Origin of the sequence: Desulfosporosinus acididurans (assembly GCF_001029285.1) — a bacterium.
Lineage (GTDB): Bacteria > Bacillota > Desulfitobacteriia > Desulfitobacteriales > Desulfitobacteriaceae > Desulfosporosinus > Desulfosporosinus acididurans.
Genome location: NZ_LDZY01000004.1, coordinates 193,494 through 218,090 on the forward strand (window position 1 = coordinate 193,494; position 24,597 = coordinate 218,090).

Sequence of the window (24,597 nt, forward strand, 5' to 3'; positions counted from 1 at the left end):
AAAGGAGGAATTTGTTAGTATGCTTTATATTCTTTTACCAGCCTATAACGAAGCCGGTTCTCTTCCGGTGCTGCTTGATAATATTGAAGAGACCTGTGCTGATCTTCCTCATTTAATTATCGTAGTTAATGATGGAAGTACTGACACGACACCGGAGGTAATTGCGAGGTATACTCGGATTTATTCAACGGTGCACCAAGTTAACCATGTTCAAAATCAAGGCTTAGGAGCAGCTTTAAACAGTGGATTTCAATACGTTTTAAACTACAATACAACTCATCAGCTTTCCTTGATAAATGCTCCGGATGATTTTCCTGACTTGGTTATAACGATGGATGCTGATAACACACAACCAGCTGACCGCATTCCCTTGCTATTGGAGGCGATTCGGTCCGGTGCAGACTTAGCCATCGCTTCAAGATTTACTAAGGGCGGAGAGCAATATGGCCTTTCCTGGCTGAGAAAATTACTTTCTTGGGGAGCAGGAAAAGTTATGAATTTTTTCCTTCCAATCAGAGGTGTCCATGATTATTCCTGTGGTTACCGTGCATATCGGCTTTCCTTATTGGCAGAAGGAACAAGGCAATACGGACCGAACATAATTCAGAGCCGTAATTTTTCCGGAATGGTGGAACTGCTCTTGAAAATAGCCCCCTTTGCAGATCGTGTGACAGAAGTTCCGCTAAAACTTCATTACGAATTAAAACAAGGTGCAAGCAAAATGAAAATTTGGGCTACGATTTGGGGCTATGTTCAGTTAATCTACCAGATTAAACGGCAAAGGTGGAGTCTTGTCGAATGGGTCGAAGAGTAAGGTGGTGTTTGTCGGGATCCATCCTAGGGGTTGCTTTACTCCTTCGCCTCAAGGGGATTACAAATCCCTTACTGGATAATCAAGGATGGCGGCAGGCTGATACGGCCAGTATCGCAGTTCATATGCTCAGCCATCTGACGAATTTCCCTAATGTCCTGATACCTCAGCTGAATTATGACGGTGTAGTACCTCAAAATGTTGAATTAGAATTCCCCTTATTCCCCTATTTATTATCGTGGACATGGAAATTATTTGGCTGGGCGGATATCTGGGGGCGGCTTTGGGCTGTAGCTTTATCCTTGCTGGCAATTTACGGATTATATGATTTGGGGAAACATTTGATTTCCGAGAGAGCAGGTTTTTTAGCGGCAGCGATTTATACTTTATTGCCTCTTTCAATTTATTACGGAAGGGTGGTAATGCCCGAGCCAATGGCTCAAGCTTTAAGTATTTGGGCTTTGGCTCTTATTATTCGTTGGAGGAAGTCGCTTGAGAAACAAGGAGTCTGGATGATTGGAGTTATGATGGCAGGGGCAATATTAGCCAAGCTGCCTCAGTTGATGTTGTTTCCTGTTGCTCTGCTGTTCGGTTTTTATCCTTGGAGGCAAGCGGATCGGAGGAAATTTATCAGCTATAGCTTGATTGCACTTGGTTTCCCTATGGTATATTATTTATGGGTACATATGAATGTCAGCTCCTCAAGCCAATTTGTATCCGGAATAATAACCAATCAAGTTGCAGGTTCTAAACATTTGAATTGGAAACCACTTCTGAAAAATTTACATCTTGGTTTAACAGACAGCGTTCTTTTTCTTTCGGGAATGGGTTTGTTAAGGTTATTTTTTCAGCGATTTTATGGACGTATAGCCCTTTTGGCATGGTTAATCATAGCCTTGCTTTATCTTGGCATAATCTGTGTTCGTATTCCCTTGGATTATTATCTTGTTCCTATTATGCCTCTGGCTGCTTTATTAGGTGCTTACGCCTTAGAAGGATGTAAAAGGTTCCAACTCGTTTTTGTTCTTCTGCTCTTAATTGTACTCAACCGAGGATCTTATTCATATTTAAAGCCCAAATATCAATGGGATCCGGAATACTTGACCCAGGCAGAGTGGATAAAGGATCACACACCTTCTTCTAGTGTTCTGGTGTTAAGCGACCCGGAACCTATGACATTTTATTATGCCCATCGTGTGGGTTTTCGCCTTTCCGAGGTGTTGGATATAAGTGATGAGAAATCTCCGGTCAGAGTGCTCTCGCAATTTCCGGGAGATTTTTTTATTCGACTTCCCAAAACCCAACAACATGAACTTTTTTGGAAAAAGGTTGAAGAAGCTTACCCTGAAATCGGACCTGGGGTTTTTGCTCTCAAACAACCAAAATTTAAGAAAGACTAAGTGAACTTGAGGGTTTTAAAACTGGGTAAAAGCATTTAAAGAGGATAATAGTGAAAAGGAATGAGATGCTTCATGGAGGTTAAATCCAAACATGAAAAAAAACCAGAATCAGGCGAACGGCTGCAAAAAGTGTTGGCTCAAGCTGGAGTTGCCTCGCGCCGCCAAGTTGAAAAATTAATTCAAGAAGGTCGAGTGAAAGTCAATGGTTTTACAGTAGCTGTTTTAGGTACTAAGGTCTGTGCCGAAGATGAGATTATTGTGGATGGAGTTCCCGTTAAAAAGGCTGAGGAACTGCATTATTATTTGCTTAATAAACCGGCAGGAGTAATTTCGAGTGCTCGAGATCCTCGGGGAAGAGCAACTGTTGTTGATTTAATGAAAAATGTTCCAGTTAGAGTTTATCCAGTGGGTCGGTTAGATTATGATACTTCAGGTTTGCTGATTATGACAAACGATGGAGAATTAGCTCATCGCCTAATGCATCCCTCCTACGGAGTAAATAAGACCTATAGGGTTTGGGTTAAGGGTCCGATGGAACGGGAAGCTCTGGAACAGTTAAGAAAAGGGGTTGAGCTTGAAGACGGCAAAACCGCTCCGGCTAAAGTTATCAGCAGGAGCGGTTTCAGACAAGGCAAGCCGATGGATCATAAACAACATTTTCCTGAAATTCTCGAAGTCACGATTCATGAAGGGAAAAATAGGCAGGTACGGAGAATGTTTGAATCTGTCGGCTATCCTGTAGTTCAATTAGAGCGTATAGCTTATGGACCCTTAACCCTGGATAGGGAGCATTTTTCAGCAGGAAACTATCGATCTTTAACCATTGAGGAAGTAAAAAGGCTCCGCTTATTAGTTGGGCTGTCTTAACCAATAGGATATAGAGGATGATCTATGGAGGTATTCCATTTTTCAATGTCTTTTCCTCCATAAGCTCCTAAAGCATTGGCGACTGAATTCTGCTTTTCATGATTGGTTGTGATAAGGACAAGCCAGTGTCCGGTTCTAACTTCGTGCTCATAATGACGAGCCCGTTCTGCAGAGATACCATAGACTAAGAGGGCTTCTGTCAATCCACGTCCCTGGGGTTGATGCATCAACAGGTTGGCTATAGGTCCGGCTGCTGCCACCTCGCCAAGATTGGGAACGTTAAAAGGGGGAGCTTGAACAAGCCAAGCATTAAATTTGTCAAGATTAATTTCGCTCGGATAGTAGGCAAGTTCATTAGCAATTTCTTCTTTAAATTCTCCTTGATGCAGATAATCGCTTAGAACAACAACAGAGATTTTACTATTGGCTAAGGATTCTCCTTGGATCTCTTCAATTGCTTCTTTTGTTTGTTGAGGGCCTTTAAATATTGCAACTACAGTTTTTCGCATATCCTAATCTCCTTTGACAGCATTTCCTTTTCCTAATAATAAGTTTAGTATGTCCACAAAGTGTGAGCATATAGCAAATTAGGCAGGAGAAAATAATCCCTATGGAGAATATTTTGCTTAAAAGATTAAAAAAATGTAGCTTTAGATAGAACGGAGAGATCAGAGATGAAAATACGGATCGGAGAGGAACTTCTAACGGAACATGTCCGTGTGAGGATTCGTTTAGATTATCGTGGTGAGGCACACAGCGGACGCTTTTTTTTCGGAAGCAAAAGTAAAGAACAAGTAGCTGAAGCAACGAGGGAACAGCAAGTTGCCGTTTTACGAAATGTCCCACTACAGGGAATTATGATAGAGGATGTTGATTTGAGTCTAGATGTCTACACAGTTACTGAAGGTTCGGGACGAAGAACCCAAGAGTCAGCATTTGCCCCTATTATTCTTACGCTTAGGGTAGAAGATCTCGATGATTTATTGCCATTATTAATCAAACCGGAATTTCGTAAGATTGAATTTTTAAGTCCCGAAAGTATTTCTTTGCATCGCTTGGACATGGAGCGCTTGTTATTTCGCTTAAGTCAATCTTTTCAACAGGAACTTAAAGCTATAGAACAAAAATACTTGCGCTAAAGATTATTAGATTTAAACAATGTCTTACAATTTAAACAATATTAAAAATTAAAAATAATTAGATAATTTATTAAATAATTTATTCACAAAGATCCCAACATATTGTAATTTTTTCAATATTATATTATTCTAAGGGGGAGGTAAAGAATAACACATTTCTTGAATGTACATATTGGATATGAAACAGAGTTTTGAATATTGAAATAGTTCTGAAAGTAAATATTAAATAAAACCTTTTTAATATTTACTTTCAGCTCTGTAAATTTAAATAATAAAACAAGATACAAGATATATGAGAAAGGGTATTTTTCCGAATATAACTCTTGTATATTTTTTTATCATATATTCTAAAAATTCGGAATAGGCATCCAAAACTATTAAAATTAGATAATAAGTTAAACAAAGAATTTATTAGCATATTGAAATTTTCGTTCTTTAGAGGTAGTATATTAACGGGTTAATGGTCTGACAGTCAAACAGTCAGCCATTTCCTATAATCTCAGCTTATGAAGGAGGGTGACGTAGTATAAGTTAATTCTTAATTGGAAACGCTCTAGACATAATTAAATGAAAGGTGGAATTAAACAAATGCCATGGACACAGAATTACGCTGCCCTTGGAAATAGCATTCCATTAACTGCGCTTGCTGTTTCTCTGCCTATTTTTTATCTATTTTGGGCTCTTGCTATTAAGCGAATGAAAGGGCATATTGCAGGTACTACTACGCTCTTATTTACGATTATTGATGTTATTCTCGTTTACAAAATGCCAGTTGGCCTTGCTATTTCAGCAAGTATACTCGGTGTAATCAATGGATGGTTCCCGATCGCCTGGATTATTGTAGCCGCAGTTTTTCTATATAACTTGACAGTTGAAGCAGGTCAGTTCGATATTATTAAAAGTTCAATCGCCTCTTTATCTGATGACCGTCGTCTTCAAGCTCTTTTGATTGCATTTTCTTTCGGCGCCTTCCTCGAAGGGGCTGCAGGATTTGGTACTCCAGTGGCTATTACCGCTTCCATCTTGGTGGGATTGGGTTTTGAACCAGTTTATGCTGCAGGCATTTGCTTAGTTGCTAATACTGCCCCGGTTGCTTTTGGAGGAATTGGTTCTCCTATCATTGCAGCTCAAGCTGCTTCAGGATTTGATCAAAATATCATCGCAGCCGCAATTGGGCGACAATTACCATTTCTCTCCGTGTTTGTTCCTCTTTATTTGATCATTCTCATGGCTGGTTGGAAAGGCGCTAAAGAAGTACTCCCTGGAATTGCCGTTTCCGGTATTACCTTTGCCGTTGCGCAATGGTGGTCCTCTAACTATCTCGGAGCTATGCTTCCTGATATTATTGCCTCAATCTTCTCTCTAATCTGTACGGCTACCCTGCTGAAATTCTGGAAACCCAAGAATATTTGGCGCTTCCCGAACGAAAAGAATGCCAAAATCGAGCAACACAAAAAATACACCGGTGGTCAGGTTTTAAAGGCTTGGTCTCCATTCATTGTCCTTACAGTTATGGTTGGAATCTGGGGTTCTAATCCTTTCAAAGATTTTGTTACGAAGCAGCTTAAATGGTTTATCATGATTCCTCATTGGCCTGGTCTCGATGGCTTAGTTTATAAAGCTGCACCGATTGTCAATAAGCCGACTATTTATGGTGCCAATTATAAATGGGATTTCTTCCTGGCAACTGGAACAGTCATTTTATTCGCTTCTATCATCACCATGATCATTCTCAAAATCAGTCCTGCCCGAGCTAGTAAGGTTGCCGGAACTACTATTAAGAGCCTTATCTATCCAATTATCACCATTGGTTCGGTACTTGGTTTCGCTTATATTGCTAACTATTCCGGACTTTCTTACACTCTTGGCTTATTCTTCTCTCTTACTGGACATGCTTTCCCGTTCTTCGCTCCAATCTTAGGATGGCTCGGCGTTTTCTTAACTGGATCCGATACATCAGCCAATGCTCTTTTCGGACAATTGCAGCGTGTTACTGCTACTCAAGTGGGAATCAATCCTATCCTTACCGTTGCTGCCAACAGCTCTGGTGGTGTCGTAGGAAAAATGATCTCTCCGCAATCCATCGCCGTTGCTGCCGCAGCTACCGATTTGGTTGGACGAGAATCAGATCTCTTCCGCTTTACAATTAAACACTCGGTGTTCATGTTGGTAATTATTATGTGTATGACTTATATTCAGGCTTACTTCTTGCCTGGTATGATGCCTGTCTTACACTAAGTGTTATTAATTTAACAGAACGTGGGAAGGGGTAAAGTTAACCCTTTCCCACTTTTTAATGCCGGCAATAAGCAAGTTTCCTAACAATGTTACTATATAAATTTGTCAACTTATTTATCTAAAATTCTCATATTGAAATTTCAATACAGTTAGATTATTATTATATATATCAAAGATATGAAGATTTTTTTATATTTAGCTTTTGTGTGGTCTGACAATCAGACATTAAAAGGGGGAAACAAAAAAATGTTAGCTCGTGAAGTTGTCGAAGAACTTGTGCAAGTGCTCGGTCGAGAAAATGTTCTTACAGAACAGGAAGATTTACTGACCTATGCCTACGATGCAACTGCGGCTTTGAAACATCAAAAGCCGGATGTTGTAGTTTCGCCCATATCTACAGAACAGGTTGCAGAGGTCGTGAAAATTGCTCAGCGTCATCAAGTTCCAATTTACCCCCGGGGGTCAGGAACTAACCTTAGCGGGGGAACTGTTCCCATTCAGGGGGGCATTGTTCTTTCAATGCTCAACTTGAATAAGATTCTTGAATTTGATCAGGATAATTTAACAGCTACCGTGCAACCGGGTGTTATTATACAGACCTTAAATGACGAAGCAGCCAAACATGGCCTGATTTATCCCCCTGATCCGGGAACCGTCACTACAGCCACTATGGGCGGATCGGTGTCCGAATGTTCCGGAGGATTACGAGGCCTTAAATATGGTGTTACCAAGCATTATATCATGGGGTTAACGATTGTTCTGGCCAATGGAAAGGTCATTCGCTGGGGCGGAAAAACTGTCAAGAATGTTACGGGCTATGATTTAGTGGCTCTTTTCACCGGTGCAGAGGGAACTTTGGGAATTATTACTGAAATGATCGTCAAATTGATTCCGGCTCCCGAGACAAGAAAAAGCGTTTTAGGTGTTTTTGATAACCTTGATAAGGCAGGCAATGCCATAGCAGCAATTATTCGCAATAAGATCATTCCAGCGACCCTGGAAATCATGGATAACGTGACCATTCAAACTGTAGAGCATTTCGTTCATGCCGGACTTCCTCTGACTGCTGAAGCCGTACTCTTATGTGAGGTGGATGGTTACAAAGAAGTTGTGGAACGTGAGTCCGTATTAGTGGAACGTATATTAAAAGAAGAAGGCGCCGTTGAAGTTAAAGTGGCTAAAAACGATCAGGAACGTGACCTTCTCTGGCTTGCACGCCGCAGTGCCCTTCCTGCTCTGGCACAGAAACGCCCGACGACTGTTCTCGAGGACGCTACTGTTCCGCGGAGTAAGATTCCTGAAATGCTTAAAATAGTCCGTAAAGTTGCTGATAAGTATAACCTTCAAATAGCAACCTTTGGGCACGCAGGAGATGGAAACCTGCACCCAACGATTTTAACGGATGTACGTGATGAGGACGAAATGAAGCGGGTTCATCTCGCCGTCGACGAAATTTTCCATGGGGCTATTGCGCTGGGCGGTACTCTTTCGGGTGAGCATGGAATCGGAGTTGCCAAAATGGACTTCTTGAGTTTGGAATTTGGTGAAGCGGGAGTAGAAGCCTTGAAGGCGCTCAAAGAAGCCTTGGATCCTAACTATATGTTGAACCCTGGCAAAATTGTAAGGAGGGATTAATCGTGTCCGTATATGATTCTTTGGATTCGATTAACGAGGAACTCCATAAATGCATGAAATGTGGTAACTGTCAGGCCGTTTGCCCAATTTATAAGGAGACGCGCCAGGAAGTTGGAGTTGCACGAGGGAAAATAAGCCTGGCAGAATTTATTCTTTCAGGCGAGGCAGAAATGACTGAAGGCATGGCTGAGCGTTTTTCTCTTTGTACCACATGCATGGCTTGTAATCAAAATTGTCCATGTGGAGTTCGTTTTGACAAAATTATTTTAGCGGCTAGGGCAGAAGCGGTTCGTAAAAAGGGACTGCATCCTGTGAAAAAGATCGCCTTTACAGCCTTGAAAATGCAGCGCCTTTTTGATTTTGGCATGAAAACAGGCAGCGTTTTTCAAGGGGTCGCTTTGAAACATTTACCTCACAAAAGTGACCGCCTTGCCCGGATGCGTTTTGACATTGGCATAGGAACAGAAAAAGTATTCCCTATGCTCGCTAAACGTCCTTTGCGCTCTGAGCTGCCCGAAGTTGTCAAGGTTAAAAATCCCAAAATGAGGGTCGCTTTCTTTACAGGATGTATGATTAACTATTTTTACACGGATATCGGTAAAGCAGTCGTTGAAGTTTTGACAGAAAATAATATTGAAGTTGTTATTCCTCGAGGACAAGGCTGTTGTGGGATACCAGCATCAGTAAATGGAGACACTGTGTCAGCCCGAGCGCTTGCACGACGAAACTTACGAGCTTTTGAACGATTGGGTGCAGATGCCTTAGTTGTTGCTTGTTCTTCAGGAGGAACAGCTTGGAAACATGTATTTATGGAGCTTTTGGAGAATGATCCGGAATTCAGCGCTTTGGCCAAGAAGTGGTCGGAAAAATCTTATGACATTTCGGAGTTTCTGATCCACAAAGTACCCTTTAAGAAAGAAGGCTTAGGCCGCGTTGACCGTAAAGTGACTTATCATGATCCCTGCCATTTAAATCGTGGACAAGGTATTAATAAAGAACCACGAGAGATTCTTAAAAGTATTCCCGGAGTAGAATTGATTGAAATGAAAGAGCCTGGACGTTGCTGCGGTATGGCTGGATCGTTTAGTCTGGTTCACCCGGATCTTTCGGTTAAGATTTCGGATCGTAAAATTGCCGATATTTCTCAAACTCAAACGAATACTGTAGCTACCGGCTGCCCTGCTTGTCGATTACAGCTGCAGAGCGGGGTCGAAAATGCAGGTATTCAGGAACAAGTTATGCATACGGTTCAAATCCTGGCTGAATCGTATCGTGCCGGTAAAAAAGGATCTAAGTAATTTTAACCACTAACTAAAACTATTATGGTTTGATATTATTTAGAGGACGGTAAACTAAATGGAAACACTAATTGACTTAGTGTTTCCTCTTTTATTATAGAAGATATTGGATTTTCGCCGATACTCATGCTAAACTAAAAAGTATGATAGAATATGACTATAAAATTGTGAGTTGTCAGCTATTGGCGGAGAAAGTGTTAACAAGGAGTGAATAGGGTGATTTTAAAACCCATAAAAACCCAAAAAATTTATGAGCAAATTGTTGATCAAATTAGTCAACTTGTCATCGATGGTCATCTAAAACCCGGCGATCGTTTGCCATCGGAACGTGAGTTAGTTGACCGATTTAAAGTTAGTCGATCCTCAATCCGTGAAGCTGTAAGTGCCCTGGAATTAATGGGACTTATCGAGGTTCGTTCCGGAGAAGGGATGTATATCAGACAGGTTAACGTTGATTCCGTAGTAGCTCCTTTAGCATGGATGCTGTTTATTGAAAAAGATTCGGATTTAGAACTTTATGAAGCTCGAAAGGTTCTTGAGGTGCAAGCTGCCGGATTAGCGGCGGAGAGAGCAGAAGAGGATGAGATCGCCGAGATGCACAAACATCTGGAACTTATGCGAACTGATCTTCAATTAGAACGAACCGGAGAAGAAGCTGACCACAATTTTCATTATTGCATCGCTAAAGCTACCCACAATAAGATCTTGATACGTCTAATGAACACGATTTCAGATACCATGCGCATAACTTTAAAAACCAGCCGTGATATACTTGCATCTGATAGAAACAAGCCGCAGAGATTGTATGATGAACATTTTGCCATCTACGAAGCGATACGATTGCACGATATTGAACAAGCTCAGAAATTGATGCTGGATCACTTAGTTGGTGTGGAGAATGAATTGGCAAAAGATTTGCTTCGTAAGTACAAATAACAGAGGCGGAAACACTAGATGATGTGTTTCCCGCCTCTTTTACTTCAGAGCGTTTTAGAACAGACTGTTGTTTGGAACGAAAAAGTATAGAACAGTGAGGCCTAAATATGACTTGCCAAGTTGTTTATCACAACGGAAATTGTCTTAATACTAAAAAGGCTTATACGAATACTTGCCGGTTATGTATTGAAGTTTGTCCCTACCAAGCTATTTCTGAATACCGGCAGCTCGATGCCCAGAAATGTTCTGAATGTGGGGCTTGTATGGCCGTTTGTCCAAGTGATGGTTTTGTTGATGTTCAAATTGATAAGTTCTATGAGTATCTAGAAGAAACCAATGAAATCCGTTTAAATTGCCCCAAGGCTCTTCCCGGAGGTTTTGAGATTCCTTGTTTAGGGATGTTTGATATAGATGGTTGGATGACCTTAATTCTTTGGGCGAAGAAAAAACCTGTAACCATGCTTACAGGAGTTTGTTCAGCTTGCGAGGATCGTACAGCCTGTTCCGTCAGTGTCCAGGCCTTTAAGCAAGTGCATTCGTTCTGGCCGGATCATCCTCAGGTTTATATTCAAGTACGGCCGGATGATAGCGAAGTAAACAAAGGTCCTAAGGGTATGGGAGCGTCTAAATCGTTTGAACGAAATTTTTCCTTGGATAATTGGCGCCAAAAAAGCATGAAACAGGTTGAACATTGGTTACCGAATTTAACGGCCGATCAGACCTATCCAATTCCTAAGAGTCGACAGAGTTTGCTGCGGGCTCTGGAAAAAGACGAAGATGACAAGATACCATTCAGAGTTTTATCCGTTTCTAAGATGTGTACGAATTGCGGCGTTTGTGCCTCGATTTGTCCTCAGGGTGCTCTGCAAAAAACAGAGGAATGGGATCCTGATCCGGCGGCCAAGGAGTCGCCGCTGGAAGATAAAATAGTATCCCAGCGGCTTATCCTTGAGCCTCAGAAATGCGTCCATTGTAATCGTTGTCTCGAGGTCTGCCGCATTGAAGCTTTGTCCTATTCTACTAAAATGTTAAATTATCGGTTTTTAACGGGTAAGGTACTGATTCATGAAGGCAGCCCATTGTATTGTAAACAATGTGGAAAACGTATTTTTGACAATTCGGAGTTATGTCTGGTCTGTTCAACGAGTGACCCCAAGGGACGAAGTTCTTTCTTCCTTTAACGGGTTTTCCCATTTGAAGTGCCGGAAGAGGGAGGGAGCCCCGAAGGACGTCCATAATCCGCCGACGGTAAGGACGGGAAGATAGATCCAAGGATACATGCGGGTAAGCGGATGCCAGATCCAGACCCAGAGTCCTAAAATGCAAAGGCCAAGAAAAGTTTTGAAGATCGAGGGGACTAGAGGGGTACGTTCACGGTAGTCAAGATAATAATCTTCTAAAAAATGTCCGCAGGTGAAACCGATAACAAAACCGACCATTTGCAGCCCCTGATGGGTATGATACAGCAAGAGAAACAGCAGGGGGACTAAGAAGGATATGAAGAGTTTTAAACCTAGGGACATTTGAAGTTTTAAAAATCGTTCATCAATCTTTTGAAACCCGATAACCACCACAGCCCCCAGCAAATAGGCCCCTAAGACATCTTGAGGCCAGTGTACGCCAAGATAAAGGCGGGAAAAGCCAATTCCAAGGATCATGAAGGTACCAATACCCAGATAGATTTTGCGGGACCGCCAACGGTTCCAAACATAGGGGTAAAAGGTAGCCGCTCCTTGGCTGTGTCCGCTTGGGAAAGAACTGCCTGTTGCCGAAGAAAGATAGAGAGAGCGAATACCAGGTTGCCCAATGGGACGAGGGGCATTAAATATACCCTTAAAAAATCCGTTTAAACCCATAGACGTCAGAAATAAAATAGCCAGTCTAAAACCAAAACGCTTATCAATATTCCAATAGATGACGGTAATTAGAAAAATATAACTTGGCTCGCTGCCTAAAAAGCTAAGCAGAATAAAGAAATAATCAATCAGCGGAGTATGAATGGATTGAATTGCTTGATAAAAGCTTACCATACCTTGCGCCCCTGCTTACACATGGTGACCGCCGCATCCGCAAGTGCAATGAGCATCGTGTTCGTGGGGCTTTTTCATGGGTTCGCGTAAAAGCTGTTCAGTAAGATGAGTTACATGGTTAATGGGTTGCTGCTGAATTTCTAAGGCTAAGTTTATGGCCTCGTTAATGTCTGCCTTATTGATACCCATTTCTAAAGCCTCCATAATCGCTACACGAAGAGAAGCAAGGGCATTACAGGCAACTGAAGCGGAAATTCGGGCTAAAATAGCGGTGCGGTTGTCAAGACTCATGAAACATTCCTCCTAAATATTTAGTTTTGTTCAATTTTTATGGCCTACTCAGTGAAGCGCAAAAGGTTTTCCTGAATTGTTTATAAAGAAGACCTTTTATGTAAATAGTTTGAGTAGGGATAATTTTAGCACAGTCAGGTTTTAAGGGCAAAACTCGGACCTTCTATTAAGATAGGGAAGAAAAACCGTACTAATTAAAGTATATGTTAATTTAAATAAACGGATCAAGAGATACAGATAATCTAATGACAAGTGAATGAAAGGAAATTAGGATGAAGGACTATCAGGTAATTGTTGTCGGCGGAGGCGCTGCCGGCATGATGGCGGCTGGTCAAGCCGCGAAAAACGGTGCAAAGGTTCTTTTGCTTGAGAAAAAAGAACGCTTGGGCAGAAAAATTGCCATTTCAGGTAAAGGACGCTGTAATGTCACTAATGAAGAGAATGTCTCGGATTTTATTCGTAACTATCCAGGCAACGGGCGGTTTTTGCATGGAATCCTCCGGGATTTCGATAATGCAGCCTTACGACATTTTCTTGCTCGCTATGGAGTAGAGACTAAAGTTGAACGCGGAGGGCGTGTTTTTCCTGTTTCTGATGATGCAGAAAGTGTCAACAAGGCTTTGACTGCGTATTTGACTGAAATGGGAGTTACGATTCTTACCGGCATTACTATCGAGGATATTCTGGTTGAGAATGACCGTGTTATCGGTGTCCAAGGAACGGGTCAAAAGCGGTTTTTAGCCCGGAGTGTGATTATCTGTACAGGAGGAGCTTCCTATCCGGCAACGGGATCAACAGGTGATGGCTTTCGCTTTGCCCGTAAGCTGGGACACCACGTGATTACTCCGCGACCGGCTTTAGTCCCCCTCAAAACGGCCGAGACCTGGGTCAAGGAATTGCAAGGTTTGTCACTAAGGAATGTTGAAGCTTCTTTGTGGATCGGAGGAAAGAAAAAAATTACTGAGTTTGGGGAAATGCTCTTTACACATTTCGGAGTATCTGGCCCCATTATCTTAACCTTAAGCCGGCAAGCAGGCGAAGAAATACGTAAGGGGGAGACTGTTCAGCTGCGGATTAATTTAAAACCGGCTTTGAGCAGGGAACAACTCGATCTGCGTCTGCAAAGGGACTTTCAAAAGTACAGCAATAAACAATTTAAAAATGCTCTTGAAGACCTTCTGCCCCAAAGCTTGATCCCGGTGATGATTCAGTTAAGCGGAATTAATTCTGAACGAGTTGTCCATCAAATCAATCGAGAAGAACGAAAAACGTTGCTTGCTTTACTGCAAGGGTTAACTCTCACTATAACTGATACCCTCTCTCTTGAGACCGCAATTGTCACGGCCGGCGGGATCGATGTTAAAGAAATTAATCCTAAAACCATGGCTTCCAAACGAATCGAGGGGCTGTACTGGGCAGGGGAAGTGGTTGATGTTGATGGAATAACCGGCGGTTATAATTTACAGGCTGCTTTCGCCATGGGTTTTCGCGCCGGACGCGCAGCTGGTGAAGAAGTCTGTTCTCTGGTCTGATAAAGATACTTGACGCATAAACTTTTTTTGAGGTGGTGTTTGTGCGTAGAAAAGTATCAATGATGGAACAGCTTTGGAGCAATGTTCAAAATGGAGAACGGCGAATTATCCGGGTCATGGTCCTGGCCTCCGTAATACTTGTTGTTATGCAGTTAAGTGTTGCTCGTGATCCCCTGCAATTCTACATATCTGTCGCCTCGAAAGTAGAGTCCCCCCCTTTGGATTTGACTTCTCTAGCTGCCGGTAAGTCGACAAAATTATGGCAATTAACTTTAAAGTCAATTCCTGCAGCGTCCATTCGTGTCTTGCAAAATGGCAAGGAAATAGGGACTCTGACGAAGGGAGAACAGAAGGTACTTGCTCAAAGGGGCCAAATTCAGCTGGATGGCACGGGCTTATCCCAGATAATACGGGTTCAGATTATTAAGAACGACGGCGGATTAAAAGAGCCGCATCAGACTCAAGTGATTGTCTTACCAGGATCTGTTCAGACCTTCCAGGTTAGCCCGTAATATTGCAAATCCGCAATCGGTGGACTATAATGCAATCATTAGGCGATGAATTTGCCTTGAAGAAGAAGGAGGGCAGGATGGTAGGAGTTATTAAAGCATGATAAGAAAGGAAGGACGGAATGATGGCACAAAGTAAGAAAATCGCCCTTGCCGCTTTAAAAATGGCCATGACAGAGAGCAGAGACGAGGAAACTCACCTTAAGGAGCTCTATCACAAACAGGGTGTTAAAACTGCTGCTGTTGATTATGGCGGCGAGTATATTAATTCAGTACGCAAGATTGTAGAACGAGCTATCGTAGCGGCTAAACGCGAAGGGGCTATTCACGAAACCCATGGAGACGAAGGTGCTGTGGCAGGTGCCACACGTGAGGCCTTAAGCCAAATTATGAATAAAGCTATGGGTTTAAATATTGGTGGTAAAATCGGAATTGCACGTCAAGACGACCATTTGAGTGTTGCTGTCTTCTTTGGTATTGGGCTTCTTCATTTAGATGAAGTAGCTGTAGGGCTGGGGCACCGCGTTGCTCCCAAGGATTAAAGGAGGAACAGAAATGGTACGTGGAATACGCGGTGCAACCACCGTTATGAACAACGATTCAGGAGAGATTCGAGAGGCAACGAAGGAACTCTTGCAGTTGATCCTTAAAGAAAATAAACTGAACACTGAAGATCTGGTTAGTGCGATTTTTACCGTGACGTCAGACTTAAATGCGGATTTTCCCGCGTCCAGCGCCAGGGAGATCGGCTGGCAGTTAGTTCCTTTGCTTTGTGCCACCGAAATACCGGTGCCCGGTTCTCTGCCTCGCTGCATTCGTGTCTTGCTTCATGTTAATACATCCTGTACGCAAAAGGAAATTCGGCATATTTTTCTCAGAGAAGCTGCAAGCTTACGAAAGGATCTTTTGGAAACGATTGAATAATCTAATTTTTCTCAAGGGGTTGTAGGGGCAGCCTCTTATGTGGTAAGATGATTTCAATTTATTACTCTAGTGATGAATGAATTGGCTTTGTTAGGCAAAGCTTAGGTAGGATGGTATTTATTAAATGGGGAATCCTTAAAGGACAAATAAAGGATCGTAGGATAGTAGGATGGGCGCAGTTATAAACGGAGTAAAAGCACCCTCTTCATTTGGGGTGTTTTTTTGTAACTATCATCAGCCTCCCATGATGCTATGCGATATATTTTTTAAGCATAAGTGCAGCAGCTTGGCAGCTGCCTGTGTCAAAGGAGGTAGGATAAGAACTTTTTCGAGAGATATCAAACAGTTTAGGTTAAACTTAGGTTAAGCAGGATGGTAGTAAGTGAATAAACGAGTAAAAAAGTAGTATGGTTGAAAGGGGTAGGTCGCAAATGATTATTGTTTTAAAAAAGGGTGCTACACCTGAGCAGGTCGAAGAAGTCTCCACAAGATTGACGGAAGAGGGCTTTAAAATTCATCTATCTGAAGGAGTCGAGAAGACAATTATGGGTGCGGTTGGAGATCGCACTCGACTTAAGGCTCTTGACTTAGAAGCTTTGCCTTGGGTCGAGAAGGTTGTGCCCATTTTAGCGCCTTATAAATTAGTCAGCCGCGAGTTTCATCCCGCAGACAGTATTATTCGCATTGGTGACCATGAAATTGGTGGCCATCACGTTCATATGATGGCTGGACCCTGTGCCGTGGAAAGCAGAGAGCAGATCATCGAAACGGCTCATGCTGTCCGCGCAGCGGGGGCAACCTTTTTGCGCGGCGGAGCGTTCAAGCCGCGAACATCTCCTTATTCCTTCCAGGGGTTGGAAGAAGAAGGACTGCGCTATTTAGCAGATGCTCGGGAAGAAACAGGACTTCTGGTCGTGACGGAGGTTATCGATGCCCGAGACGTTTCTCTGGTCGCCCATTACTCCGATATTCTGCAAATTGGTGCCCGGAATATGCAAAATTTCAATCTGCTTAAAGAAGTTGCCAAATGCGGTAAAGCTGTTCTTTTGAAACGAGGTCCTTCAGCAACTTTAGAAGAGTGGATGATGGCGGCAGAGTATATTATGGATGGCGGCAATTACCAAGTCATGTTCTGTGAACGCGGAATTCGCACCTTTGAGACGTATACTCGCAATACTCTTGATTTGACTATGGTCCCGGCACTGCATTCTCTGTCTCACTTACCGGTTATCGTTGACCCCAGCCATGGAACAGGCCGCTGGCAATTAGTTCATCCGATGGCTAAAGCAGCCTTGGCAGCCGGTGCCGATGGCCTGATCGTTGAAGTTCACCCTCAGCCGGAGAAGGCAGTATCTGATGGGAAGCAGTCGTTAACTCCGGAAACGTTTAAACTGATGATGGATGATCTAATCGGATTAAGCAAAGCCCTTGGTCGTTCACTAGGGGATGTGAGTTTGTGCTGAAACCTGCAGCGGTCATGTTGACACCCGGATGGTCAGGCCTTCGGATTCCGAAGGCCTGCATCTTTGGCTTAGGACTAATCGGCGGTTCCTGGGCCGGTGCGTTACACCAGCTCGGCTGGCAGGTTGTTGCCGTTGATCCTGAAAAATCAAGTATTATTGAAGCGATTCGTCGAGGCTGGATCCAAGAAGGCTGGGCAGAACTACCGGAGCAGCTGGATGTTGATCTTGTTGTTTTAGCCCTTCCGCTTAAAGAATTAGTTGGAGGCTTTAATCATTTCGCCTTAAAACTTCCTCAAGGAGCCATTGTCACAGATGTCGGGAGTATAAAGTCTGAGGTTTGTCAAAAATATCAAGAAGGTTTAAGCGGGTCTGAGGTTTATTATGTTGGCGGTCACCCCATGACGGGTTCTGAACAGTCTGGTTTTGAAGCGGCCAATCAAGATCTTTTCCGCGGTTATCCTTACGTTTTAACTCCCTCAGCGGATTGCCCGGAAATCGTTGTGGATAAAATTGTTCAACTTGTTCAGGGATTTGGGGCCAGGGTAGAATTCAGAGAGCCTTTGGATCATGACCGTGAAGTTGCTATGGTGAGTCATATTCCCCATATCTTAGCAGTTACTTTGTCTCTAGCGGCTAAAGATGCTTCCTCTGACGGGGAATCGTTGTTATCTTTAGCAGGACGAAGTTTTCGGGATATGACACGTGTTGCAGACAGCTCCCCTGAGATGTGGAAGGAAATCATGGTTAGAAATTCCGAGACGATTCTCGAGGGTCTGACCCTTTGGGAAAAGAGGCTTCAAGAATTCCGGGAATACCTTGAGCAAGGAGATGGGGAGAAAATAGCTGACGTCTTTCGGATTGCCCACACGATTCGAGCGGCTCTTTGATATGGGAACCACTCTCCTTGTAGAAGTGGAAGTCTTACGATTGGATAGATATAATTATAATTCTTAACGTTAACGTAATAATAGTTCTGCGATATGCTGCAGTGGAAAGGGGAATTCCAATGGGAGGCGTTTTTGTTAAGCCGATCACCGGCGTTAAGGGTGAAATACGAGTCCCCGGAGATAAATCCATCTCTCATCGGGCAGCGCTTTTGGGCGGAATGGCCTTTGGGGAAACCCATGTTACGGATTTCTTACTGGGTCAAGATTGTTTAAGCACCCTAAAATGTTTAAGAGAACTAGGCGTAGCTTGGGAAAGACAAGGAACTGAAGTTTGGCTTCATGGTCAAGGTATGGACGAGTGGCGAGAACCGACCAATATTTTAGATGCGGGTAATTCTGGGACGACGTTCAGGCTCATGTTGGGCGTGTTGGCAGGTAGTCCCTTTTCTGTTACCTTGACAGGAGACGATTCTCTGCGTTCACGCCCCATGCGGCGTGTTACAGAGCCTCTAAAGCAAATGGGCGCCCGTATTTTGGGACGAAGAGAAGGAAATTTGGCACCAATCACGATGCAAGGCGGTTATCTGCAGGGGCAATCATTTCAGACCGAGGTTGCTTCGGCCCAAGTCAAATCCGCTCTGCTTTTAGCTGGCTTAAGAGCAAAGGGTGAGACGAGTGTACAGGAGCCCTCTCGTTCACGAGATCATACAGAACGGATGCTCAGAGGTTTTGGTGTGGAAGTTCACAGCAGCGGTAACTTAGTGAAACTTCAGGGCGGCGGAAGATTAACGGGTCAGGAGGTTTCTGTCCCGGGAGATATATCCTCTGCAGCTTTTTTTCTTGTTTTAGGAAGTTTGGTTGAAAAAGGCGAGCTTCTTCTTCCGGAAGTTGGAATAAACCCGACACGCACTGGAATTATCGATGTTCTAAAAGCCATGGGAGCAGACATTGAATTTCTGAAGAGTTCGGAAATATGTGGTGAACCAAGAGCGACTTTACGAGTTAGGCCGTCACATTTGAAAGGAATTGAGCTTGGGGGAGATCTGATTCCACGTCTGATTGATGAAATTCCAATTTTAGCCTTAGCCGCAAGTCTGGCGGAGGGAGAGACAGTCATTCGGGATGCATCGGAATTAAGGGTCAAGGAAACCGATCGTATCGCACGAGTTGCAGAAGGCTTGAATGCTTTAGGTGCCAAGATAGAGGAATTGCCTGACGGAATGAGAATCCACGGTCAAAGAACGCTGCGAGGCGGAGAAGCGAGCAGTTTTGGCGATCATCGCTTAGCCATGGCTTGGGCTGTAGCCGGTATGCTTTCTCAGGAAGGAGTCAGTGTGGAAAACATGACTGCGGCAGATGTCTCATTTCCTGATTTTTTAGAAATTATCAAGAAGGTTGTTCTATGATACTGTGCCGAAAGAATTGACACATTGGCACATTGCTGCTGCTAAAAAAAGATGAAAACTCCGAGAATGACTCGGAGTTTTTGATTTTGGCTGGTAAATTAGTGTTAAGTTAGGTATAGTAAAAGTCATGGGTTATATTCGCTTGCTTGATAGTTTTAGTATAGTAAGGTTATGTGGCGGGCTTAAGGTTTAGTTCCCTTGCTAATTAACTTTGATAGTTAGTCTCTGCTTGGGAATCATTCATCATCCCCATCTCATTATCGTTGTCATCCGAATCTGAGTAATTACTTCCTCGTGAAACAATGGTGTATCCATATTGTTCGGATTTGCGGCCTAACATAAAGGCTGCAATGAGGCTAAGGATAAAGAGTAATCCATGCGAATGGTAGTGTTGTCTTTGCCAGAACATAGTTTATCCTCCTTTCTTACATTTTAGATTAGCCATTTTGAGGAATTTCATCCGGGTAATATAAGGAAAAAACGAGGAGGTCCAATTGTGCGTTTTGATTATTTGCTCTGGGATCTTGATGGGACGTTAACTGACCCTAAACCAGGAATAACTCGCTCTGTACAGTATGCGCTTCAAAAACTCGGTTTTGCCTATCCCCATGAAGACGAGTTAGAGTGGGTTATTGGGCCGCCTTTAAAAGCGAGTTTTCAAGTTCTCCTTCAGTCAAAGAATGAGGACTTAATAACAAAGGCTGTCACCTTCTACCGAGAGCGTTTCCAAGAGATTGGAATGTATGAAAATATGGTTTACTCCGGTATTCCTGAATTATTGGACTTGTTAAAGGAAAAAGGTTGTCAACACCTTTTGGCTACTTCAAAACCGAAGGTCTTTGCCGAAAAAATTCTGCAGCATTTCTCTTTGAACAATAGTTTTTCTGAAATCATGGGCAGCGAATTGAGTGGGAACTTTGTGGAAAAGGAAGATTTAATCCGTGAAGTTTTAAAAAGTGTTTCTCCCCAAGCACGGTCGAAAACGGTAATGATCGGTGACCGTCTCTATGATGTTAAGGGTGCCAGAGCAAACAATATTAAGGTTATATCTGTCGGCTATGGCTACGGGACTCTTGATGAGTTGGAAGCTGCAGCTCCGGATTATTTTGTTTCCAGTGTCCAAGACTTGAAACAGCTTCTTTTAAGTTAGAGCATTTAATCCGACACCTTTTCGATGGTTGCCTGCTGGATTATAGGGTACCGTACTGCTGCATCAAGATAAATATAGTTTTCATCCTTATCTTGACGAACCATGCCTACGATGCCATGATCATCGGTTGTTTTAAGGTATTGCTGAACAAAGTGCTGGTATGCGCGTTCGTCCCAGGGATCTAAAAAATCAGTAACGGTATTTAAATAGTGTTCTACGGGAATTTTAAAATAACGATGGTAAACTTGTAGTGTTGTTTCATTGGAATGCATATCTATTCCTCCCTTGAGAGTTAGTCTGAGATATTTGCCAATAAACTATGTGTCAAAACCATAAAAGGGAGAGTGTATATGGACGAAGGACTTGAAAATCACGAACACTCTGAGTGCTCTGAACCTCCTGAGCGAAAACGCACCTTAAACTGGGTCGACTTACTGACAGTTATGATTGGAATTGCCGTGATTTATATTATCCTGGCTCTGGGAACAGTTTGGTTGATGAAGTGGTGGCCTAATGAACGGGTATTGATGTATTTAAATGCTTTTCTAACTCAGTTTTCCTTTTTTCTTTTGATTTGGCTGCTTAAAAAACTACGACATTGGGAATGGTCCGACTTTGGCTGGCGGCGGCCGGTTTTTCTGCGGAAGGCCCTGCCGAATATTTTGGGGATTTATGGGATTAGCTGGCTTTTTAATATTGCCTATGCTATTTTCTTATATAAACAAGGAATGTCTCCGCCCACGACAGATGTCTATACTAAACTTCTGGGACAATCTTCGGGAGTTACCTTGTTTTTAAATCTAATTCTGGCAGGCGTTTTAGCTCCTTTGGTGGAAGAAACCATGTTCCGGGGACTTATTTTTGGAAGTCTAAGAACTTATTGCGGTAAATGGACAGCTGCTGTTATTAGCGCAGCAATCTTTTCGGGACTCCATTTTCAGGCTTACGGTTTCATCCCGCGCTTTATTCTTGGGATCGCTTTAGTTTATCTTTACGATAAATACAAATCTCTTTATCCTAATGTTGCACTACACTCCTTAAACAATATTATTGCAACCTTAATTGCTGCTAAATTTGTTTAACCAGGTTGTAAGAGTTTATCCGTTAAATAAAGGCGTTCTCACTCCACTGTCATACTAGTGGTGCGAGAACGCCTTTATTATTTCACTGCCTAGTTCCTAGTTCCTAGTTCTTTGGAATAATTTTCTTTTCATGGCAAACACTAATGAACATAAATCCAAGACCACTATGCTTAGACTGAGGGAGGGAGACTATTTGTCGAAATCTGAAACCTATTACCAATGGGCTCGCCGCAAAGGAGTATCTAGGAGAGACTTCTTTAAATTCTGCACTCTTATGGGAGCGATGCTGGGTTTAGAGGCCACAGAGTTTCCAAAAATCGTTTCGGCGTTACAGTCGAAACCTCGCTTGCCGGTTATTTATCTAAACTTGCAGGAATGTACCTGTTGTGGAGAATCGTTTTTGCGCTCATCGCATCCATTAGTCTCTGATCTGATCTTTAATATGATTTCACTTGACTATATGGAAGTTCTTCAGGCAGCCGCGGGTAAGCAAGCTGAAGAAGTACGTTTGAAAACGATGAAGGATCATCCTGGCGGTTATATTTTGGTTGTTGAAGGCAGCGTAACTTTAGGGAACGGAGGAGTCTTTTGCACTATTGGCGGTGTATCTACAACGGATATACTTAAGCAAACCGCTGAGGGAGCGGCTGCCGTTATCGCCTATGGCTCTTGTGCTACAAACGCTTGTGTTCAAGGGGCCTATCCTAACCCTACAGAAGCTGTGCCGATACGGCGAGTTATAAAAAACAAGCCAGTTATTGACGTTCCCGGCTGCCCTCCCATTGCTGAAGTAATCACGGGAACCATTGTACACTATCTTACTTACGGAGAAATCCCGGAGCTGACTAATCAAGGACGGCCTAAGGCATTCTACGAACATCGCGTCCACGACAATTGTGTGCGGAGAGCATTTTTTGACGCGGGTCAGTTTGTTGAGTCCTTTGATGATGCCGGAGCAAAACAAGGGTGGTGTCTCTATAAAATGGGCTGCAAAGGTCCCACGACCTATAATGCTTGTGCCATCACTGAATGGAATGATGGTGTAAGCTATCCCATAAAATCGGGGCATCCTTGTATAGGATGTTCGGAAAACAACTTTTTTGACAATACTCCCTTCTATACGCATTTGGCGAAAATACCGAACAATGCCCTTGGCAAGGATGTCGATCAGGTTGGGATGGATGTGGTCGGTGTCGCCGGTCTTGCAGTGGTAGCTCATGCTGGAATGACAGCAGTTGTGAAACATGGCGAAAAAAAGGCTAAGGAAGGAAGCAAACCATGACCACAAGAATCGTCGTTGACCCAATTACCCGAATTGAAGGACATTTACGAATTGAGGCAGTAGTTGATGGTAATCGGATTACCGATGCAATCAGTGCCGGTACAGTCTTTCGAGGAATCGAAAAAATTGTTGAAAACAGAGACCCGCGTGATGTATGGGCCTTTGTGCAAAGAATTTGCGGAGTATGTACTCATATTCATGCTTTAGCTTCAATTCGGGCGGTTGAAGATGCATTAGATATACGTATTCCCAAAAATGCCAACTTAATCAGGAATATTATGACAACAACCCAGTTTGTCCAAGATCACGTGATCCATTTTTACCATTTGCATGGTTTCGACTGGATCGACGTCCTAAGTGCTCTCAAGGCTGATCCTGCTCAAGCAAGTGCTTTAGCTCGTTCTATTTCTGATTGGCCAAGGTCCTCAGATGGCTATTTCCGAGATGTACAGAATAAGGTTAAAACGTTTGTGGAAAGCGGGCAGCTCGGCATATTTGCCAATGCCTACTGGGGGCACCCGGCTTATCGGCTTCCTCCGGAGGCTAATTTAGTTGGCGTTGCCCATTATCTCGACGCTTTGTCCTGGCAAAAAGAAATAGCGAAGATTCATACCATTTTCGGCGGAAAAAACCCCCATCCCAACTACTTGGTTGGAGGGATGGCCAGTACTCTTAATATGAATGATAATGACGTTATTAATATGGAACGTTTGGATTTAGTAAAAACTAAAATTGATGAAGCTCAGGTTTTTGTTGACCAGGTACTTATACCGGACATTTTTGCCATCGCAAACTTTTATAAACAGGATCTTTATGGCGGAGGCGTGGGAAATTATCTGGCTTATGGTGGTATTCCAACGGTTGATATTCGCGAACCGGATAGTTTTCTATTTCCCGGGGGAGTTGTTCTCGATCGTAATTTAAGTAAAGTAGAGGAGGTTAATCTCAAAGATCCTCTGCAAATTCAAGAATTTGTTCCCCATTCCTGGTATCGTTATGATGATCCTAAAGCTGGACTGCATCCCTGGCAAGGAAAAACTGAAGTCGCTTATAATGGGCCGCTTCCGCCATATAGCAATTTAGACGAGAGTAAAGGGTATAGCTGGATAAAAACACCTCGCTGGAAGGGGCGTCCGGTAGAAGTGGGCCCCTTGGCCCGCTTTGTTGTAGCCTATGCCAAAGGTAATCAAGAAATCAAGGGTTTGGTTGATGATGCCCTTCATCGCTTGAATTTGCCGGTTACGGCTCTTTATTCGACCTTGGGAAGGACTTTGGCCAGGGCTTTAGAGTCTAAATTTCTGGTAAATCATCTTGCCGGTTTTTACAATGATCTAGTAGCCAATATTAAAGCCGGTGATAGTCAGACCTTCAACGGTGAAAAATGGGAGCCGGAAAAGTGGCCTTCTCAAGCTCAAGGCGTCGGCTTTGCTGAGGCTCCTCGCGGGGCCTTAGGGCATTGGGTCAAGATCAACCAAGGTAAGGTTAGTAGTTATCAAGCGGTTGTACCGACAACCTGGAATGCCTCTCCTCGAGATGCATCCGGTCAAAAGGGGCCTTATGAAGCATCATTATTGGATACCCCCCTTGCCCGACAAGATCAGCCTTTAGAATTGTTGCGAACGATTCACTCCTTTGACCCATGTTTAGCTTGTGCCACTCATTTGTTAAATCCTCAAGGGAATGAAGTTCTCAAAGTTCGAGTGATTTAAGGAGGATT

Annotated in this window: 25 protein-coding genes; 20 read left to right on the forward strand and 5 right to left on the reverse strand. The window is 43.1% G+C overall.

Annotation, left to right across the window (positions count from 1 at the left end; translation table 11 throughout):
* Window positions 1-19: 19 nt before the first annotated feature.
* The 3 genes from DEAC_RS06555 (at window position 20) to DEAC_RS06565 (ending at window position 3,078) form a co-directional block, all read left to right on the forward strand.
* Window positions 20-814, forward strand: coding sequence for a glycosyltransferase (locus DEAC_RS06555; RefSeq protein WP_047809224.1), 795 nt, complete (start codon window positions 20-22; stop codon window positions 812-814).
* A complete protein-coding gene (locus tag DEAC_RS06560) occupies window positions 799-2,211 on the forward strand; it encodes an ArnT family glycosyltransferase (protein ID WP_047809225.1) in 1,413 nt (470 codons plus the stop codon). Before DEAC_RS06555 ends, DEAC_RS06560 begins: the two co-directional genes overlap by 16 nt.
* 72 nt (window positions 2,212-2,283) lie before the next feature.
* Complete coding sequence (locus tag DEAC_RS06565) at window positions 2,284-3,078, forward strand: pseudouridine synthase (RefSeq protein ID WP_047809226.1); 795 nt, start codon at window positions 2,284-2,286, stop codon at window positions 3,076-3,078.
* Here DEAC_RS06565 and DEAC_RS06570 read toward each other — a convergent pair.
* On the reverse strand, window positions 3,075-3,587 hold the full coding sequence (locus tag DEAC_RS06570) for a hypothetical protein (protein WP_047809227.1): 513 nt from the start codon (window positions 3,585-3,587) through the stop codon (window positions 3,075-3,077). The genes DEAC_RS06565 and DEAC_RS06570 overlap by 4 nt on opposite strands.
* A gap of 165 nt (window positions 3,588-3,752) precedes the next feature.
* Here DEAC_RS06570 and DEAC_RS06575 point away from each other — a divergent pair, with 165 nt between their 5' ends.
* The 6 genes from DEAC_RS06575 (at window position 3,753) to DEAC_RS06600 (ending at window position 11,505) form a co-directional block, all read left to right on the forward strand.
* Entirely contained in the window at window positions 3,753-4,217 is a 465-nt protein-coding gene (locus tag DEAC_RS06575; protein WP_047809228.1) for a hypothetical protein, read from the forward strand.
* Window positions 4,218-4,805: 588 nt separating this feature from the next.
* The gene (locus tag DEAC_RS06580; protein ID WP_047809229.1) at window positions 4,806-6,455 is read left to right on the forward strand and encodes an L-lactate permease; all 1,650 of its coding nucleotides are present in this window, start codon (window positions 4,806-4,808) and stop codon (window positions 6,453-6,455) included.
* Window positions 6,456-6,701: 246 nt separating this feature from the next.
* A complete protein-coding gene (locus DEAC_RS06585; RefSeq protein ID WP_047809230.1) occupies window positions 6,702-8,090 on the forward strand; it encodes an FAD-binding oxidoreductase in 1,389 nt (462 codons plus the stop codon).
* A gap of 2 nt (window positions 8,091-8,092) precedes the next feature.
* Window positions 8,093-9,388: a (Fe-S)-binding protein gene (locus DEAC_RS06590; protein WP_047809231.1), complete on the forward strand. Its 1,296-nt coding sequence runs from the start codon at window positions 8,093-8,095 to the stop codon at window positions 9,386-9,388.
* Between the two features lie 216 nt (window positions 9,389-9,604).
* Window positions 9,605-10,324 carry a FadR/GntR family transcriptional regulator gene (locus DEAC_RS06595; protein WP_047809232.1) on the forward strand — a complete coding sequence of 240 codons (720 nt, stop codon included), beginning with the start codon at window positions 9,605-9,607 and terminating at the stop codon, window positions 10,322-10,324.
* Window positions 10,325-10,431: 107 nt separating this feature from the next.
* Entirely contained in the window at window positions 10,432-11,505 is a 1,074-nt protein-coding gene (locus DEAC_RS06600) for a 4Fe-4S binding protein (protein ID WP_047809233.1), read from the forward strand.
* Here DEAC_RS06600 and DEAC_RS06605 read toward each other — a convergent pair.
* Both DEAC_RS06605 and DEAC_RS06610 read right to left on the reverse strand, forming a co-directional pair.
* A complete protein-coding gene (locus DEAC_RS06605) occupies window positions 11,464-12,354 on the reverse strand; it encodes a phosphatase PAP2 family protein (RefSeq protein ID WP_047809234.1) in 891 nt (296 codons plus the stop codon). The genes DEAC_RS06600 and DEAC_RS06605 overlap by 42 nt on opposite strands.
* 15 nt (window positions 12,355-12,369) lie before the next feature.
* Complete coding sequence (locus tag DEAC_RS06610) at window positions 12,370-12,645, reverse strand: carboxymuconolactone decarboxylase family protein (RefSeq protein WP_047809235.1); 276 nt, start codon at window positions 12,643-12,645, stop codon at window positions 12,370-12,372.
* 272 nt (window positions 12,646-12,917) lie between these two features.
* On the opposite strand from DEAC_RS06610, the gene DEAC_RS06615 reads away from it, so the two are divergent.
* The 7 genes from DEAC_RS06615 (at window position 12,918) to aroA (ending at window position 19,366) form a co-directional block, all read left to right on the forward strand.
* The gene (locus tag DEAC_RS06615; RefSeq protein ID WP_047809236.1) at window positions 12,918-14,177 is read left to right on the forward strand and encodes a BaiN/RdsA family NAD(P)/FAD-dependent oxidoreductase; all 1,260 of its coding nucleotides are present in this window, start codon (window positions 12,918-12,920) and stop codon (window positions 14,175-14,177) included.
* Between the two features lie 41 nt (window positions 14,178-14,218).
* Complete coding sequence (locus tag DEAC_RS06620) at window positions 14,219-14,689, forward strand: hypothetical protein (protein WP_047809237.1); 471 nt, start codon at window positions 14,219-14,221, stop codon at window positions 14,687-14,689.
* A gap of 119 nt (window positions 14,690-14,808) precedes the next feature.
* A complete protein-coding gene (locus DEAC_RS06625) occupies window positions 14,809-15,228 on the forward strand; it encodes a HutP family protein (RefSeq protein ID WP_172408349.1) in 420 nt (139 codons plus the stop codon).
* A 13-nt stretch (window positions 15,229-15,241) separates the two neighbouring features.
* Window positions 15,242-15,610, forward strand: coding sequence for a chorismate mutase (gene aroH, locus DEAC_RS06630; protein ID WP_047809238.1), 369 nt, complete (start codon window positions 15,242-15,244; stop codon window positions 15,608-15,610).
* Window positions 15,611-16,041: 431 nt separating this feature from the next.
* Window positions 16,042-17,073, forward strand: coding sequence for a 3-deoxy-7-phosphoheptulonate synthase (aroF, locus tag DEAC_RS06635; protein ID WP_047809239.1), 1,032 nt, complete (start codon window positions 16,042-16,044; stop codon window positions 17,071-17,073).
* Entirely contained in the window at window positions 17,067-17,960 is an 894-nt protein-coding gene (locus DEAC_RS06640; RefSeq protein WP_345788153.1) for a prephenate dehydrogenase, read from the forward strand. Before aroF ends, DEAC_RS06640 begins: the two co-directional genes overlap by 7 nt.
* Before the next feature lie 119 nt (window positions 17,961-18,079).
* Window positions 18,080-19,366, forward strand: coding sequence for a 3-phosphoshikimate 1-carboxyvinyltransferase (gene aroA / locus DEAC_RS06645; protein WP_047809240.1), 1,287 nt, complete (start codon window positions 18,080-18,082; stop codon window positions 19,364-19,366).
* 205 nt (window positions 19,367-19,571) lie between these two features.
* On the opposite strand, the gene DEAC_RS06650 is transcribed toward aroA, so the two are convergent.
* On the reverse strand, window positions 19,572-19,775 hold the full coding sequence (locus DEAC_RS06650; protein ID WP_047809241.1) for a hypothetical protein: 204 nt from the start codon (window positions 19,773-19,775) through the stop codon (window positions 19,572-19,574).
* Window positions 19,776-19,862: 87 nt separating this feature from the next.
* Between DEAC_RS06650 and DEAC_RS06655 the strand changes: the two genes are divergently transcribed.
* A complete protein-coding gene (locus tag DEAC_RS06655; protein ID WP_053006307.1) occupies window positions 19,863-20,516 on the forward strand; it encodes an HAD hydrolase-like protein in 654 nt (217 codons plus the stop codon).
* A 5-nt stretch (window positions 20,517-20,521) separates the two neighbouring features.
* Here DEAC_RS06655 and DEAC_RS06660 read toward each other — a convergent pair whose 3' ends face one another.
* Window positions 20,522-20,788 (reverse strand): hypothetical protein, encoded by a 267-nt coding sequence (locus tag DEAC_RS06660; RefSeq protein WP_047809243.1) that lies wholly within the window; start codon window positions 20,786-20,788, stop codon window positions 20,522-20,524.
* Between the two features lie 78 nt (window positions 20,789-20,866).
* Here DEAC_RS06660 and DEAC_RS06665 point away from each other — a divergent pair, with 78 nt between their 5' ends.
* The 3 genes from DEAC_RS06665 (at window position 20,867) to DEAC_RS06675 (ending at window position 24,589) form a co-directional block, all read left to right on the forward strand.
* Window positions 20,867-21,598 carry a CPBP family intramembrane glutamic endopeptidase gene (locus DEAC_RS06665; protein WP_047809244.1) on the forward strand — a complete coding sequence of 244 codons (732 nt, stop codon included), beginning with the start codon at window positions 20,867-20,869 and terminating at the stop codon, window positions 21,596-21,598.
* Between the two features lie 193 nt (window positions 21,599-21,791).
* Window positions 21,792-22,880: a hydrogenase small subunit gene (locus DEAC_RS06670; protein ID WP_242847089.1), complete on the forward strand. Its 1,089-nt coding sequence runs from the start codon at window positions 21,792-21,794 to the stop codon at window positions 22,878-22,880.
* Window positions 22,877-24,589, forward strand: a complete 1,713-nt coding sequence (locus tag DEAC_RS06675; protein WP_047809245.1) for a nickel-dependent hydrogenase large subunit — start codon at window positions 22,877-22,879, stop codon at window positions 24,587-24,589. Before DEAC_RS06670 ends, DEAC_RS06675 begins: the two co-directional genes overlap by 4 nt.
* Window positions 24,590-24,597: the final 8 nt, after the last annotated feature.